At 68.9% G+C, this 16573-nt stretch carries 8 protein-coding genes; 6 read left to right on the top strand and 2 right to left on the bottom strand.

The genetic code is table 11. The features are described from left to right. Window positions 1–61 precede the first annotated feature (61 nt). A complete protein-coding gene (gene ppc / locus INQ40_RS11415; RefSeq protein WP_194340522.1) occupies window positions 62–2854 on the top strand; it encodes a phosphoenolpyruvate carboxylase in 2793 nt (930 codons plus the stop codon). A gap of 96 nt (window positions 2855–2950) precedes the next feature. Here the strand turns inward: ppc and INQ40_RS11410 are convergent, their stop codons facing one another. After that, window positions 2951–5233 (bottom strand): NADP-dependent malic enzyme, encoded by a 2283-nt coding sequence (locus tag INQ40_RS11410; protein ID WP_194340521.1) that lies wholly within the window; start codon window positions 5231–5233, stop codon window positions 2951–2953. A 238-nt stretch (window positions 5234–5471) separates the two neighbouring features. Here INQ40_RS11410 and INQ40_RS11405 point away from each other — a divergent pair, with 238 nt between their 5' ends. Beyond that, window positions 5472–7043: an amidohydrolase family protein gene (locus INQ40_RS11405; protein WP_228482012.1), complete on the top strand. Its 1572-nt coding sequence runs from the start codon at window positions 5472–5474 to the stop codon at window positions 7041–7043. A gap of 48 nt (window positions 7044–7091) precedes the next feature. Next, window positions 7092–8291 (top strand): sodium/glutamate symporter, encoded by a 1200-nt coding sequence (gltS, locus tag INQ40_RS11400; protein WP_194340520.1) that lies wholly within the window; start codon window positions 7092–7094, stop codon window positions 8289–8291. A gap of 42 nt (window positions 8292–8333) precedes the next feature. Here gltS and ggt read toward each other — a convergent pair whose 3' ends face one another. Then, window positions 8334–10082 (bottom strand): gamma-glutamyltransferase, encoded by a 1749-nt coding sequence (gene ggt / locus INQ40_RS11395; RefSeq protein WP_194340519.1) that lies wholly within the window; start codon window positions 10080–10082, stop codon window positions 8334–8336. A gap of 231 nt (window positions 10083–10313) precedes the next feature. Here ggt and INQ40_RS11390 point away from each other — a divergent pair, with 231 nt between their 5' ends. From INQ40_RS11390 to INQ40_RS11380, 3 genes are all read left to right on the top strand, one after another. Beyond that, a complete protein-coding gene (locus INQ40_RS11390; protein WP_194340518.1) occupies window positions 10314–13424 on the top strand; it encodes a TonB-dependent receptor in 3111 nt (1036 codons plus the stop codon). Between the two features lie 125 nt (window positions 13425–13549). Then, a complete protein-coding gene (locus INQ40_RS11385) occupies window positions 13550–15307 on the top strand; it encodes a gamma-glutamyltransferase family protein (protein WP_194340517.1) in 1758 nt (585 codons plus the stop codon). Beyond that, the gene (locus INQ40_RS11380; RefSeq protein WP_194340516.1) at window positions 15307–16560 is read left to right on the top strand and encodes an FAD-dependent oxidoreductase; all 1254 of its coding nucleotides are present in this window, start codon (window positions 15307–15309) and stop codon (window positions 16558–16560) included. The genes INQ40_RS11385 and INQ40_RS11380 overlap by 1 nt, the downstream gene beginning before the upstream one ends. Window positions 16561–16573 lie beyond the last annotated feature (13 nt).

The following is a 16573-nucleotide window of genomic DNA, read 5'->3' as shown; positions in this document are numbered from 1 at the left end:
GCATCTTGCCCGGCGCGCACGAAATGATGCACCGCAACACCAGCTGCGTTAACGTGGCTGGATGAGCACAGACAACGATTCCACTACCGCTACCAACGACGATTCGCTGCGCACGGTGACGTTCGCGGCGGTCGATACGTTCCTGCGCGAGGACGTCAACCTGCTGGGTGGCATGGTCGGCAGGATCCTCGCCGAGCAGCGCAGCCCGCACTTCCTCGCCGAGGTGGAAGCGCTGCGCCGGGCCGCGATCAGCCGGCGCGAGAACGACCAGCCCGTCACCGAACTGGCCGAGGCGCTGGCCGGCCACGAGTTGCAGAAGGCCAGCGATCTGGGCCGCGCCTTTTCCACCTATTTCCAGGCGGTGAACCTGGCCGAGCGCGTGCACCGCATCCGCCGCCGGCGCGACCACGAGCGCGCCGAACAGGGCGCCCAGCCCGGCGGCTTGCTGGACGTGATCGGCTCGCTGGCCGGGCAGGGTGTGGAGGCCGCCGAGCTGGCCGACCTGCTGCCGCGCATGCGCATCGAGCCGGTGTTCACCGCCCATCCGACCGAGGCCGTTCGCCGCGTGCTGCTGCACAAGGAGCGCCAGATCGTGCGCAGCCTGGTCAACGACATCGACCGCAACCGCACGCCCGCCGAGCGCCGCGCCGACCACGGCCGCATCCGCATGGCCCTCACCGCCAGCTGGCAGACCGTCGAGGCGCCGGCGGCCAAGCCCAGCGTCGCCGACGAGTTCGAGCACGTCGGGTTTTACCTGTCCGAGGTGTTGTACCGGGTGCTGCCGGTGTTCTTCGAGCACTTCGAGACCGCGTTGCGCGAGCACTATGGCGATGCGGTCGAATTGCCCGACGTGCTGGGTTTCGGCAGCTGGGTCGGCGGCGACATGGACGGCAACCCCAACGTGGGCGCGGACACCATCGCCGACACCTTGGCCGGACAGCGCGCGCTGGTGCTGGCCGCCTACCGCCGTGACATCGCCCGCCTGGCCGACCTGCTCAGCCAGTCGCTCAGCCGGGTGTCGGTGAGCGATGCGGTGATCGGGCAGGTCGCCGCCTACCGCGAACTGCTGCCCGAGGCGGCCGCCGAACTGCACCCGCGCCACGCCGACATGCCGTACCGGAACCTACTGATGCTGATGGCGGCCCGGCTACGCGCGACCAGCCACGACGAGGCCAGCGGTTATCCCGACGCCGCCAGCTTCGTCGCCGACATCGAGTGCATCCACGCCAGCCTGATGGCCAACCGCGGCGAACATGCCGGCGACTTCGTGCTGCGACGCCTGCTGCGGCGCGCGCGCTGCTTCGGCTTCCACCTCGCCAGCCTCGACCTGCGCCAGGACTCGTCCGTGCACGACGCCGCGCTGGCGGCTCTCCTGCAGGATCCGCAATGGCCCGAGCGCAGCGCGCAGGAGCGGGCCGACCGCCTGCATCGGATCATGGCGGGCGATCTGGTTCCCGCCGACGCCGACGCCAGCGAGGCGGTGCGTACCCTGGATGTCTTCCGCGCCGTGGCCCGGTTGCGGCCGCGCTACGGCGAGCGCGTGTTCGGTCCCTACATCATCAGCATGAGCCGCAGTGCCGCCGATGCGCTGGCGGTGTTGGCGCTGGCGCGCGTGGCCGGTTGCGTGGAGCCCCCAGACGCCGGCGCGGACGCGGCGCCGGTGGTGCCGCTGGACGTGGCGCCGCTGTTCGAGACCGTGGCCGACCTGGAGGCGGCCGATGCCACGATGCGGGCGCTGTTCGGCGACCCGGTGTACCGCGCCCACCTGGCGGCGCGCGGCAACCGCCAGCTGGTCATGCTGGGGTACTCGGACAGTGCCAAGGACGGCGGCATCATCGCCTCGCGCTGGGCGCTGCAGCAGACCCAGGTGGCGCTGACCGCGCTGGCCCGCGAGAGTGGCGTGCGCATCGTGTTCTTCCACGGCCGCGGCGGTTCGGCCAGCCGGGGCGGCAGCAAGACCGAGCGCGCCGTAGTCGCCGCGCCGCGTGGATCGGTGGATGGCGTGCTGCGCCTGACCGAGCAGGGCGAGGTGATCCATCGCAAGTACGGCACCCGCGCCATCGCCTTGCGCAACCTGGAGCAGGCGGCCGGCGCGGTCATGCGGGCCACCCTGAGACCGCGGCCTTTGGATGCGCGCGCGCCGCGCTGGCGGGCGCTGGCGGCCGAGCTGGCCCGCGATTCGAGCGCCCACTACCGGGCACTGGTCCACCAGCATCCGGATTTTTCCGCCTACTTCCGCGCCGTCACCCCGATCGATGTGATCGAGCGGCTGCGGATCGGCTCACGCCCGGCCAAGCGCATCGGCAGCGGCGGGGCGGAATCGCTGCGGGCGATCCCGTGGGTGTTTTCGTGGTCGCAGAACCGCTCCGGGCTGACCACCTGGTACGGCGTGGGCACCGCTCTGGAGCGCGGCCTGGAACGCCACGGCACCGACGCATACGCCGAGCTGGCGCGCGACTGGCCGTTCTTCGCGACCCTGATCGATGACGTGGAGATGGTCCTGGCCAAGTCGGACCTGGGCATTTTCGAGTGCTATTCGCAGCTGGCCCGAGACACCCCGTCGGTCACCGGCAAACCGGACGTGCACGCGCAGATGTTCCCGGCCATCGCCGCCGAATTCCGCCGCACCCGCGACGCCGTGCTGGCGATCAAGGGCGAGGACGAGCTGCTCAACGGCGACCAGCGCCTGCAGCAGTCGATACGGCTGCGCAATCCCTACGTGGACCCGATCAGCCTGTTGCAGGTCGACCTGCTGAAGCGCTGGCGCGCGAGTGGGCGCGAGGATGGCAAGCTGCTGCAGGTGTTGATGGCGACCGTCAACGGCATCGCCGCCGGGATCCAGAACACCGGTTGAGCCCGCGGCGAGCGCGGCGCCGGGTTCATGGCGGAAAAACCGTACCGATGAAACGCGGAACCGGCAGGCGACAAGCCCGGCCGGTTCCGCGAACTGTCAGCGCCGACGCGCCGCCCGGATCTGCGCGTCCACCGCCGCGATCGCGGTCAGGTTGACCACCCGGCGCGAGGTGGAGTCGTTGGTGAGGATGTGCGCCGGCTGGTCCAGGCCCATCAGGATCGGACCGATGGCGACGCCGTCGGTGGCCACCCGGAACATGTTGTAGGTGATGTTGGCCGCGTCCAGGTTGGGCAGGACGAACAGGTTGGCGCGCCCGTGCAGCGTGGTGTTGGGGAAGACCCGCTTGCGCAGCGCCTCGTTCCACGCGGTGTCGGCCATCATCTCGCCGTCGACTTCCAGCTTGGGCGCGCGCGCGCTGAGGATCTCGCGGACCCGGCGCATCTTGCTGGCGGACGGATTGTCGTGGCTGCCGTAGTTGGAGTGCGACAGCAGCGCGACCTTGGGTTCGACCCCGAACAGCTTCAGGCGATAGGTTGCCTGCAGGGTCGCCTCGGCGATCTGCTCCGCGCTGGGATCCAGCTGGACGTGGGTGTCGAGGAAGAACCAGGCGCCGGCGTCGTTGATCACCCCGGTCATCGCCGAGGTGCCGGTGATGCCGCGGTCGAAGTCGAACACGCTGCGCAGGTAGCCCAGCTTCTTGTTGAAGCGGCCGACGATACCGCAGATCATCGCGTCCGCCTCGCCGCGCTCGACCATCAGCGCCGCGATCAGGGTCGGGCGCGAGCGGATCAGCGCCTTGGCCGCCTCGATGGTCACGCCGCGACGCTCGGTCAGCGCGTGGTACTGCTGCCAGTACTCGTGGAAGCGCGGGTCATCGTGGATGTTGGTCAGCTCGAAGTCCACGCCCTGGCGCATGCGCAGGCCCAGGCGTTCGATGCGGTGCTGGATCACGTCCGGGCGGCCGACCAGGATCGGCGTCGCCAGGCCTTCGTCGATCACCGTCTGCACCGCGCGCAGGACGACTTCCTCCTCGGCCTCGGCGTACACAATCCGCTTGCGGTCACGGCGGGCGCGGTCGTAGACCGGCTTCATCAGCAGGCCGGTGCGGTGGACGAACTGGCCCAGCTGCTCCTCGTAGGCGGCCATGTCGGTGATCGGCCGCGAAGCCACGCCCGAATCCATCGCCGCGCGGGCGACCGCCGCCGACACCATCACCATCAGGCGCGGGTCGAAGGGGCGCGGGATCAGGTACTCGGGGCCGAAGGTCGGCACCTCGCCGCCGTAGGCAGACGCCAGATCGCCAGCTTCCAGCCGCGCCAGCTGGGCGATGGCATGCACGCAGGCGAGCTTCATCTCCTCGTTGATCACCGTCGCGCCGACATCCAGCGCGCCGCGGAAGATGTAGGGGAAGCAGACCGCGTTGTTGACCTGGTTGGGGTAGTCCGAGCGGCCGGTGGCGATCACAGCATCCGGGCGCACCGCCTTGGCGTCGTCGGGCAGGATCTCCGGGTAGGGGTTGGCCAGGGCCATGATCACCGGGCGCTCGGCCATCGTGGCGACCATCTCCGGGGTGAGGATGCCGCCGGCCGACAGGCCGAGGAACACGTCCGCGCCGTCGACGATTTCCGCCAGCTCGCGCAGCTTGGTGTCGCGCGCATAGCGGGTCTTTTCCGGGTCGAGGTTCCCGCGGCCGGTGTAGAGCACGCCATCACGATCGAAGGCGAGGATGTTCTCGGGACGCGCGCCCAGCGCCACCAGCATGTCCAGGCAGGCGATGCCGGCGGCGCCAACGCCGGTGGTGGCGATGCGCACGTCCTGGAACTGCTTGCCGACCACTTCCAGCGCATTGAACACCGCCGCGCCGACGATGATCGCGGTGCCGTGCTGGTCGTCGTGGAAGACCGGGATCTTCATCCGCTCGCGCAGCTTGCGCTCCACGATGAAGCACTCCGGCGCCTTGATGTCTTCCAGGTTGATGCCGCCGAAGGTCGGCTCCATCGCCGCGATCATGTCGACCAGCTTGTCGGGATCGCGCTCGTCCAGTTCGATGTCGAACACGTCGATGCCGGCGAACTTCTGGAACAGCACGCCCTTGCCTTCCATCACCGGCTTGCCCGCCAGCGGCCCGATGTCGCCCAGGCCGAGCACCGCGGTGCCGTTGGTGATCACCCCGACCAGGTTGCCGCGCGCGGTGTAGTCACGGGCCGTGTTGGGGTCGGCGACGATCGCTTCGCAGGCGTAGGCCACCCCAGGCGAGTACGCCAGCGCCAGATCGCGCTGGGTCACCATCGCCTTGGTCGGTGCGACCTTGATCTTTCCCGGTGGATTCTGGCTGTGGTAGTCGAGGGCGGCTTGCTTGAAATCGTCGTGAGTGGCCATTGCGTACGCGAGGCGGAAGAAGCCATCGATTCTATCGCTCTGCGCCGGCGGCGCCACCGGCGCCGGCTAAACCGCCCATAACGCGGGGTTATGGACGGGCCGCGTTTTATCAGTGTCGCCAGCGCAGGTGCTGACCTATGGTCGAGTGCACTGCATCGCATCAGGGGGTTTGCGCTTGCCACGCTTTGCTGGATTTACCGTCGCCCGTCTGATTCGCGTCGCCGTCATTGCGGGCGCTTTGGCGGCATGCGCCCACGGGCCCGCGCCAGAACTGCCGCAGGCGGACCTGCTGATCGTCGGCGGCTCGCTGCATGACGGCGGCACCGGCGCGATGCGCCAAGCCGACGTCGCCATCGTCGATGACCGCATCGTCTGGGTCGGACCGGACGCAACGCAGCGTTATCGGGCCGCGCGCACCATCGAGGCCGCCGGGCAGGTGGTCGCACCGGGCTTCATCGATCCGCACTCGCATCCCGATACCTACATCCGTTCCGACGACCCGGCGCAGCGGCGCAACGCGCCGTGGCTGTACCAGGGCGTGACCACGATCGGGATCGGCGTCGACGGTGGCGGCAGCCCGGATATCGCCAGGCAGCGGGCGTGGTTCGACCGCCACGGGGTGGGGACCAACCTGGTGCCTTACGTCGGATTTGGCGCTGTGCGCTCGCGGGTGCTTGGGCAGAGCGCGCGTGCGCCCGACGCGGCCGAGCTGGCGCGGATGCGCGGGCTGGTCGCATCGGCGATGTGCGAGGGCGCGTTCGGCCTGTCGAGCGGGCTTTTCTACGTGCCGCAGAGCTACGCGAGCACCGACGAGGTGGTCGCCGTCGCCGGCGAGGCCGCGCGCCGCGGCGGGCTGTACGACACCCATCAGCGCGACGAATCGTCCTACGGGGTCGGCCTGGTCGAGTCGACCCGCGAGGCGATCGAGATTGGCCGCCGCGCCGGGATGCCGGTGCACATCGCCCACATCAAGGCGCTGGGGGTGGACGTGCACGGCAAGGCCGCCGAGCTGGTCGCGCTGGTCGAGCAGGCGCGCGCGGACGGCCAGCGGGTGACCGCCGACCAGTACCCGTGGCTGGCCTCCGGGACCGGACTAGCGGCCGCGTTGCTGCCGCCGTGGTCACGCGAGGGCGGGCGCGAGGCGATGCTGCAACGCTTCGCCGACCCCGCGCAGCTGGCTGGCATCCGCGAGGAAATGGACGACAACCTGCGCCGCCGCGGCGGTGCCGACGCGATCCTGCTCACTTCCATCGGTGAGGAATGGACCGGGAGGACGCTGGCGGAAGTCGCTGCCGACTGGCGCGTGTCCGCCATCGATGCCGCACTGCGCATCATCGGCCAGGACCAGCGTCCTCCCGGCGTGCGCAGCAGCGCCTCGATCGCTTCCTTCAACATGCGCCAGGACGATGTCGACCTGCTGATGCAGCAGCCCTGGGTGGTGACCAGCTCGGATGGATCCAACGGCCATCCCCGCCAGTACGGCAGTTTCCCGGAGAAGTTCGCCCGCTACGTGCGCGAGCGCGAACTGCTCGACATCGCCACTTTCATCCACCGCTCCACCGGCCTGAGCGCCGATATCCTCGGCCTGCAGCAACGCGGTTACCTGCGGCCGGGCTACTTCGCCGACGTGGTCGTGTTCGATCCGGCGACGCTGGCGGCGCGGGCCACCTACGTCCAGCCGCGCGAGCTCTCGGTCGGGGTCAATCACCTGATCGTCAATGGCGTGGTCGCGATCAGCGACGGCGCGCAGACGGATGAGCTGGGCGGCCGGATGCTTCACCATGTGCCAACCGAAGGCACTTGTCCGTGACTGCGGATGCGCGTTTGATCACCTTTCACAACCAAGGGAAGAACCCAATTGCTTCAACTTGACGCGGTGGAAACCGTCGCCCTGGGCGGCTTGGCTCTTCTTGGTGGGTACGCGCTGTGCCGCGCCATTCCGGTTTTCCGGCGCTACAACCTGCCCGAACCGGTGGTCGGGGGGCTGGTGATCGCGCTGATCGTGCTGTTCGCGCACGGCCAGGGCACGACCCTGTTCGAGCTCGACACGACCCTGCAGACGCCGCTGATGGTGGCGTTCTTCACCACCCTGGGGGTCAACGCGAGCCTGGCCCTGCTGCGCATCAGCGGACGCCAGGTCGGCATCTTCCTCGCGCTGGCGACCGGTTTTGTCGTGGTCCAGAACCTGGTCGGTCTCGGCGTGGCCTCGATGTTCGGACTGCATCCGCTGTTCGGCGTGCTGGTGGGCTCGGCGACGATGGCCGGCGGGCCGGCGACAGGCCTGGCGTTCGCGCCGTTGTTCGAACAGGCCGGTCTGGCAGGCGCGGAATCGATTGCCATCACCTCGGCCATGGCCGGCATCGTCTGCGGCGGCATCGTGGGCGGCCCGGTCGCGACCGTGATCATCCGCCGCTGGCGGTTGAAGACGCCCGGCGGCCATCCCACCGAGGTCCCGGACGTGACCGAGTCCAAGGTGGATCCGCCGCAGACCGAGGGTCAACGCGAGTTCAGCGCGCTCAAGAGCATCATCTTCATCATGGTCGCGATGTGGCTGGGCGCCTGGATCGGCAAGGGCTTCGAGGCCCTCGGCCTGACCCTGCCGGCCTACATCGGCGCGATGCTGATCGGCGCCGTGGTGCGCAACGTGGACGACGTGACGGGCTGGATCGGGCTTCCGCTTCGGACCATCGACCTGATCGGTAACATCTGCCTGGCCCTGTTCCTGTCGGTGGCCCTGATGAACCTGAAGCTGTGGGAGCTGGCCGGCATGGCGCTGCCGCTGGCGGTGAACATGGTCGTCCAGGTCGCCATCGTCGTGGCCTTCTGCGTGGTGGTGTTCCGCGCGATGGGCAAGGACTACGACGCGGCGGTGATGGGTGGCGGCTTCATCGGTTTCATGCTCGGCACGACGGCCAACGCGATGGCCGTCATGCGCACCTTGGTGCAGCGCTACGGCATGGCGCCGCGGGCGTTCCTGGTGGCGCCGCTGGTGGGCGCGTTCTTCATCGACTTCACCAACGCCCTGATCATCACCGGGTTCATGAACTTCGCCCGCTAGCGGTCTTTGCGCGGATCTGCCGTCAGCGCCAGCGCCTGCTCGCTACTGGGCGACGGCGGCGGCGCCCGGACGGCGCGGATCCGCGGCGCCTTCCACGCCGTGCTCGCCCACCGACAGGATCTGGGTGCTGCCGATGGTCTCGCCGGTCTCGATCCGGTGACCACGCTGCTCCAGCAGCCGCAGCGTGTCGGGACTGATGCCGCGCTCCACCCGCAGCACGCCGTCGCTGTCCATCTCCTGATGGATGCGCGGCAGGCTGGTGGCCTCGGCGATGTTCAGGTCGAAGTCGACGACGTCCACGATGCTCTGCATCACCGTGCCGGGGATGGTGTTGCCGCCCGGGCTGCCGGTGACCATCCGCAACCGGTCGTCCTTGAACAGGAAGGTGGGCGCCATGCTGGAGACCGGGCGCCGGCCCGGATGCAGTGAGTTGGGCGGCTCCGGCTGGCCGGATTCGCGCGCCTGCAGCTGGGCGCGCATGGAGAAGTTGCCGACCAGGTTGCCGAGCAGGAAGCCGGTGCCGTCGACCATCACCCCGGAGCCGAAATCCGAACCGAGCGTGTAGGTGATCCCGACCGCGTTGCCGTCCCCGTCGATGACCGAGAGATGGGTCGTCTGCGGGCTCTCATGCGCCCATGGATCGCCGCCGGGCACCTTGGATGCCGGCTTCGCGCGGCGCGGCGAGATGCGCTTGGCCCGTTCGGCGGCGTAGGCCTTCGATACCAGCCCGCGCAGCGGGAGGTCGACGGCGTCCGGATCGCCCAGGTGCAGCCGGCGGTCCGCCCAGGCCAGCTTGATCGCCTCGCTCATGTAGTGGATCGCATCGGCGGAACCGGCGCCGTAGCCGGCCATGTCGACGTTCTCCAGGATGTTGAGCATGCCGATGATGCCGGCGCCACCACCGCTGGCCGGTGACATGGTCACCACCTCGTGGCCGCGGTAGCTGCTGCGCAGCGGCTCGCGTTCGGCGGCCCGGTAAGCGGCCAGGTCGTCCTTCCGGATCAGGCCGTCATTGGCGATCATGCCCGCGACCAGCCGCTCGGCGATTTCGCCCTCATAGAAGGCCTTTGCGCCGTGCGCGGCGATCTGCTTCAGCGACCAGGCGAGATCGGTCTGCACCAGCCTCTCGCCGGCCCGCAGGGCGCTGCCATCGGGATGCAGGAACACCTTCGCGCCGGCCGGACTCAGGGCCAGGCGCTTGCGTCCCCAGTCCAGCGCGAAGGCCTCGTCGCGGCTGAGCACGATGCCGTCCTCGGCCAGGGCGATCGCCGGCTGCAGCAGCTGTGCCCAAGGCAGGCGACCGTACTTGCCGTGCGCGGTGGCCAACCCGGAGACCGTGCCCGGGATGCCGGCGGCCCTGTAGCCCTGCTTGTCGCCGGCGATCGTGCCGTCCTCGCCGATGAAGCGGTCCAGCGTGGCCAGCGCCGGCGCCTTGGAGCGGAAGTCGATTGCCACCGTCCGCTTGTCGCCGGCCAGGTGCACCAGCATGAAGCCGTCGCCGCCGATATTGCCCGCGCGCGGCAGGGTCACCGCCATGGCAAAGGCCGTCGCCACCGCCGCGTCCACCGCATTCCCGCCGTCGCGCAGGATCTGCGCGCCGACTTCGCTGGCGGCCTCGTTCTGGCTGGCGACCATGCCCTTCTCGCCGTGGACCGGCTTGTGGATCGCGGCGTAGTTCAGCAGTTGCCGGGTCTGGGCGGTGGCCTGCACGGAGCAGAGCGCCAGCGCGGCACTGACGAGTAGGGCGACCAGGGCGCGCGACGTAATCGCCTGAGACGTTTTGAAGGTCATTGCGGGATCCTTTTCTATGGCCAACGCCCCGCGCGCAGACAGCGTGCGCAAGGGCGGAGTGCTCCCGAGCATGCCGCCGCGTCAGGCCGATGTCCCACAGTTTCTTTGGGCCATCCCATAACCCCAGGCTATCCCCTGGCAAAGCATTGGTGGCCTTGTGCGCTCACCGCCGTGGCTACCATCGGGTCAGGCGTTGCCAAAGTCAGCCGCTCTCCGGGGGATACACCAAAGATGAACTACGCACCCAAACGCACGATTCTCAGTGTGATGCTCGCCTCGGCGATGCTCATTGAGCCGGCCACCGCGCTGGCCCAGGACACGGCCCAGACGGCCGCCACGCCGGTTGCGACGGACGCGTCCCCGGCAGCGGCCCAGCCAGCGGAGGCCAAGGCCAAGGAGCTCGATCGCGTCGTCGTGGTCGGAAGCCACCTCGCCGGCAACAACGACACCGGCATGCTGCCGGTGTTCGTGGTCTCGGAGGAGGACGTGGCTGCCACCGGCGCCGTCTCCGGCGAAGACCTGCTGCAGTCGCTTCCGCAGGTCGGCGACATGATGTTCGACAACACCGATACCGCGGGCAACCTCAACGCCGCGCGCGGCGACGTCGGCTCGGTCAACCTGCGCAACCTGGGCACCGGCAACACGCTGATGCTGGTGAACGGTCGCCGCATGGTCAACCACCCCGGCACGCAGACGGAAACCTATGTGCCGCGCCAGACCGCCAACATCAACGCCATCCCGCTGTACGGCGTGCAGCGCATGGAAACCCTGCTGGGCGGCGCCTCCGCGCTGTACGGTTCCGATGCCGTGGCCGGCGTGATGAACGTGGTCATGGATACGCACTTCCAGGGCCTGCGCGCCCAGGCCCAGTACGGCGGCTCGGAAGGCACCGATTTCCGCCAGGGCAATTTCAACGTGAAGGCCGGCCGGTGGTTCAACGACGGCCGCACCCGGGTTTCCCTGCTGGGCGGCTACACCTACCGCAGCATCTTCGAGAACTCCGAGCGCGATTACGCCGCCAGCCAGGATCACCGGCCGTTCTTCGAAGGCACGCAGTGGGAAGGGATGACCGCGTTCGATGACCGGATGACCGCCAGCGCCTGGGGCGCCTTCCAGACGGTCGACCGGGTGCGCGTGCGCCAGGACGGCAAGGCGATCACGACCGCCGCCGGCAGCTTCCACATCGAGCCCATCGCCAACGGCTGCGTGACCGCGCTGTACGAGGACGTGTGCATCCAGACCGGACTGCAGAACAGCACCATCGACCGGCCGCTGCGCTTCAACGCGAACTCGCAGCGCTACCTGATGGGCGGCGTCGACCGCGGCAACCTGTTCACCACCATCGAGCACGACCTCAACGACGACTTCGTCGCGTTCGGCGAGGTCAGCTACTACACCTCGACCTACGAGGGCATGCGGGAGCAGGCTGCCTCGCTCGCCGCTGCGCCGATGATCGTGCCGGGATCCAACTACTGGAACCCGTTTGGCGCCAAGTACCTGCCCGACGGAAGCCTCAACCCCAACCGCCTGCCGGGCATCGATGCGCCCGACGAAGGCCTTGACGTGCGCATCAGCAGCTACCGCGCCACCGAGACCACCCGCCCCTACGAGGTCGATGACACGTCGTATCGCGTCCTGGGCGGCGTCCGCGGCGACGTGGGCGGGTTCGATTGGGAAAGCGCGGTGCTCTACTCGCGCGCCCGCACCGTGGATACCCAGTTCGGCACCATCAGCAACACTTTGTTCGCCGAGGCCCTCGCCCGCGCTGACGAGAGTGCCTACAACCCCTTCACCGGCGGCAACCTGGACGACTGGAGCCAGCCGCCGGCGATGACCAACGCCGACACGGTCGCCGGCTTCCTGGTGCCGGTGGTGCGTCGTAGTACCGCCTCGCTGTTCCAGGTGGATACCCGTTTCGCCCGTCCCGACGTGTTTGAATGGTGGGCAGGCGATGTTGGGCTGGCGTTCGGCGCCGAGTGGCGTCACGAAAAGCTCGACGACCAGCGCGATCCGCGCCTCAACGGGCAGATCGGCTACACCAACCCGCTGACCGATCTCCCGACCAGCGACGTGCTGGGGGCGAGCCCGTCGGGCAACAACGGCGGCTCGCGCTCGGTGGCCTCGGCCTATGCCGAGATAGCGGTGCCGCTGGTGTCGCGCGAGATGGCGATTCCGCTGGTTCGCTCGCTTGATCTGCAGATCGCCGGTCGCTACGAGCGCTATTCGGATTTCGGCAGCGTGGCCAAGCCGAAGGTCGCGTTTGCCTGGGACATCCTCGATGGCCTGATGATGCGCGGCAGCTGGTCGGAGAGCTTCCTGGCGCCCAACATCCTGCAGATCCATTCCGACGGGACCGTGGTCAGCAACACACGCCTTGACTACTACCAGTGCGAGGCGGACCTGCGCGCCGGCCGCATCTCCAGCTTCAGCGCGTGCGGCAAGTCCTTCAGCACCCAGGCCGTACGCGAGGGCAACCTCGACCTCAAGCCGGAAACCTCCGAGGCGACCTCGGTCGGTCTGGTGTTCCAGCCCCGCTTCCTGCCCGACGCCATGGGCGACTTCACCTTCACCGCGGACTACTGGAAGATCGACCAGGAGCAGATGATCGCCATCACCGGCGAGCAGACCCACCTGGCGCTCGACTACCTGATGCGCATCCAGGGCTCGTCCAATCCCAACGTGATGCGTGACGATCCCAGCGACGAGCAGATCGCCAACTTCGCCGGCACCGGGCTGGAGGCGGTCGGCAACGTGCTGCAGGTGCGCGACCAGTACACCAACCGCCTGCCGCGCCGGACCCGGGGCATCGACTACGGCATCTCGCATCGCCTGCGCACCGCCGACTGGGGCACCTTCACCACCAACCTCAACGGCAGCCGGCTGCTTGAGCAGATGCAGATGCCGTCGGACCTGGAGGATCTGGTGATGAACGCCCAGCAGGACGGCGTGATCAATGACGGCTTCACGATCCGCAACGCCGGCAGCCTGCTGGGCATCAACGGCACGCCGGAATGGCGCGCGACCCTGAGCAGCAGCTGGCGCTACCGCAACTGGAGCCTGGGCGCGTTTGTCCGCTATGTCGGCCCGTTTGATTCAACCGGTGCCAGCTTGCCTGACGGCACGCTGTTCCGCGTGCCGTCCTGGACCACGACCAACCTGTGGGCCGAGCACCGCTTCAAGAAGACCGGCAACGTGTTCGAAGACACGACCGTGCGCTTCAACGTCCGCAACATCACCGATCGTGATCCGCGCCTGGCGCCGCGGAGCCTGGGCTTCTACTCGGGCCTGCATAACGCACTGGGCCGGGGCTACTACCTGACTGTGACCAAGACGTTCGACTAGGCAGCATTACTCCGCAACAGCTGACAGGCCCCGCGCGGGGTCTGTCAGCTGTTCGGCCGGTGCTGCACCTGGCCGCGAATATTGAAAGATCGACTCCACCACGCATCGGAAACAACGTGCTTCCCATGATCAAGATACTGCGGTCGGGCACCGTGCCAGCCCCGCTGAAGGCCCGGCTCTCCTTCGATAGACGGCTGCCGCTGGGAGTGCTGTTGCTGACCGCGCTGCTGGGCGCCTGCCAGACCACGCCCGAACCGGTTGCCGACGACGTCCGGACCAGCGCCGTCGTCGTCGCGGCCAACCCGCTGGCCGTCGATGCTGGCACCGCCGTCCTGCGCCGCGGCGGCACCGCGATGGACGCCGCGGTCGCGGTGCAGCTGATGCTCGGCCTGGTGGAGCCGCAGAGTTCCGGTATCGGTGGCGGCGCGATCATCATGGCCTACGATGCGCGCAGCCAGGCGGTGACCAGCTACATCGGTCGCGAAGCCGCGCCGGCCCTGGCCGACGGCAGCCTGTTCCAGGACGCGGACGGCAAGCCCTTGTCCCGCGCCGACGCGATGCTGTCGGGCGGATCCACCGGCGTGCCGGGCGCGGTCGCGGTGTTCTCGCAGGCCCAGCGCGAACACGGAAAGCTGGCCTGGGACCAGCTGTTTGCAGAGACCATCGAGAAAGCCGAGCAGGGCTTTCAGGTCACGCCGCGGCTGGAGCAACACATCGATGGCGCCTTCCCGCAGGCCTCGGCGCCCGACGTGCGCCGGTTTTTCTCCCACCCCGATGGGCGCCCGATGCGGACCGGGGATCTGGTGCGCAACCCGGAATACGCCGCGACCCTGCGCAAGCTGGCGCAAGGCAACGCGTCGGCGTTCTATCGCGGCGAGCTCGCCGAGGCGATCGTCGCGCGCACCCACGCGGCGCCGCGGCCCGGCCGGCTGAGCACGCGTGACCTCGCCGGCTACGCGCCCGAGAAGTCCGAACCGCTGTGCCGCCTGCTGCGCACCTACATCCTCTGCGTGCCGCGGCCGCCGACCAGTGGCGTCGGCCTGCTGCAGCTGATGGCGATGCTGGACGCGACCGACATCGACCGGCGCGGTCCGGAGGACCCGCAGTCGTGGTTCCTGTTCGCCGAGGCCAGCCGGATCATGTACGCCGACCGCGACCAGTACGTCGGCGATCCGCGTTTTGACGAGGTGCCGGTCGACGGCCTGCTGGCGGCGGCCTACGTCGACCAGCGCCGCGCACTGATCGGCAAGACGGCAGCCCCTTCGCACGCGCACGGGCAGCCTGCAGGAGCCGCGTCGCACGGTCCGGACCGGACCGAGGAACCCGGCGGCACCAGCCATTTCGTCGTCGTCGACCGGTGGGGCAACGCGGTGTCGGTGACCACCACGATCGAGTCCTTCTTCGGCTCGGGGCGGATGGTGGACGGCTTCTTCCTCAATAACCAGCTGACCGACTTCTCCTGGTCCAGCGGCAGCGATCCGGACGCCGCCAATGCGATCGAAGGCGGCAAGCGCCCGCGCTCTTCGATGACCCCGGTCATCATCCTCGACCGCGACGGGCGCTTCGTCGGCGCGCTCGGCTCGCCTGGTGGTTCGGCGATCCCGGCGTATATAGCCAAGACCCTGGTCGGTCTGGTCTATTGGGACCTGTCGCTGCAGGACGCCGTGGCGCTGCCCAACCTGGTCGCGCGGGGGCAGCGGTTCAACGGCGAGGCGTCGCGGTTCGCCCCGGACATGCTGGACGCGCTGTCGCAGCGTGGCATGACGGTCCGCGCCGGGTCGGGTGAGGACTCGGGCCTGCACGGTGTCTTCTACCGCGATGGCGTGCTGGAATGGGCCGCCGACCCGCGCCGCGAAGGCGTGGGCAAAGAGGTCGTCCAGTGATGAGCACCGTTGAAGCTTCCCATCCGACCGACGGTGTCGACGATGCCCTCGTCGATGTGACCGTGATCGGTGCCGGCGTGGTCGGCATCGCCACGGCCTACGCGGCGGCGCGCCGCGGGCTTTCGGTCCGGATCATTGATCGCGCGGCGGGCCCGGCGATGGGTGCGTCCTTCGCCAACGGCGCCCAGCTCAGTTACGCGTACACCGAATCCATGGCCAGTCCCTCACTGTGGAGCAAGCTGCCCTCGATCGCCCTGGGCAGGGACCGCGCGCTGTCGATGCGCTGGTCGCTGGATCCGGATTTCCTGCGCTGGGGCGTCGCGTTCCTGCGCAATGCCACGTCGGAACGGTTCCGCGAAAACACGCTTGCGGTGCTCGAGCTGGCCACGGAATCGCGCGGCGCGATGGACGCCCTGCTGCGGCAGCACAACATCGAGTTCCAGCACACCGCACCGGGCAAGATGCACCTGTACCGCGACCCGGCTGCGCTCGACGATGCGGCGGCCATGGTGGCGGTCAAGCGCGAATACGGCGTCCAGCAGAGTCTGCTGAGTCCCCGCGAGGCGGTCGCGCTGGAGCCGGCGCTTGCCGGTGCCACCGGCCTTGCCGGCGTGGTGCATTCCCCGGCCGAGGAAGTCGGCGACCCGTTACGCTTTTGCATCGGTCTGCTGGCGATCCTTCGGGCCGATTACAGTGTAACGACCTGCTTCAATTTCGAGGTCGCCAGCGCGACTCAGGCAAGTGACGGCTTGATGCTGACCTCGCGCGACGGGTGGCAGCTGCGCTCGCGACAACTGGTGTCCTGCGCCGGCGTCGACGCCGTTGCGCTCTCGCGCCGCAACGGTTTGCGGCTGCCATTGATGCCGGTCAAGGGCTACTCGTTCACCGCCGCGCCGGGATCGCTGGCGCCGGTGGTCAGCATCACCGACACCGACCGCAAGCTGGTGTTCTGCCGGCTCGGCGACAAACTGCGTGTCGCGGGGCTGGCCGAGGTTGGCAACCACAGCGCCGCGGTCGATCCGCAAAGGGCGCAGCGGCTGGTGGCGATGGCGCGGGAATCCCTGCCCGACGCCGCCACCTACGACGCGATCGAAAGCACCTGGGCGGGTCTGCGCCCGATGACCCCAAGCTCGGTCCCGATCATCCGGCGTGTCCGTCCAAACGTGGCGGTCAACGTCGGCCACGGCATGCTGGGCTGGACGCTGGCAATGGGATCGGGTGAGCGCGCCGTGGATGCGCTGCTGGCGAAGTAGGCCGGGTCGGCGG

The sequence above is a fragment of the Lysobacter sp. H21R4 genome (assembly GCF_015277535.1).
GTDB classification, from domain to species: domain Bacteria; phylum Pseudomonadota; class Gammaproteobacteria; order Xanthomonadales; family Xanthomonadaceae; genus Novilysobacter; species Novilysobacter ciconiae.
This window is presented reverse-complemented; position numbering and strand designations above follow the sequence as displayed.

Excerpts from the sequence above, each read along its gene's own strand:
- ppc (WP_194340522.1), top strand. The coding sequence starts at position 62 with ATGAGCACAGACAACGATTCCACTACCGCTACCAACGACGATTCGCTG.
- INQ40_RS11410 (WP_194340521.1), bottom strand. The coding sequence starts at position 5,233 with ATGGCCACTCACGACGATTTCAAGCAAGCCGCCCTCGACTACCACAGC.
- ggt (WP_194340519.1), bottom strand. The coding sequence starts at position 10,082 with ATGACCTTCAAAACGTCTCAGGCGATTACGTCGCGCGCCCTGGTCGCC.
- INQ40_RS11390 (WP_194340518.1), top strand. The coding sequence starts at position 10,314 with ATGAACTACGCACCCAAACGCACGATTCTCAGTGTGATGCTCGCCTCG.
- INQ40_RS11385 (WP_194340517.1), top strand. The coding sequence starts at position 13,550 with ATGATCAAGATACTGCGGTCGGGCACCGTGCCAGCCCCGCTGAAGGCC.
- INQ40_RS11380 (WP_194340516.1), top strand. The coding sequence starts at position 15,307 with ATGAGCACCGTTGAAGCTTCCCATCCGACCGACGGTGTCGACGATGCC.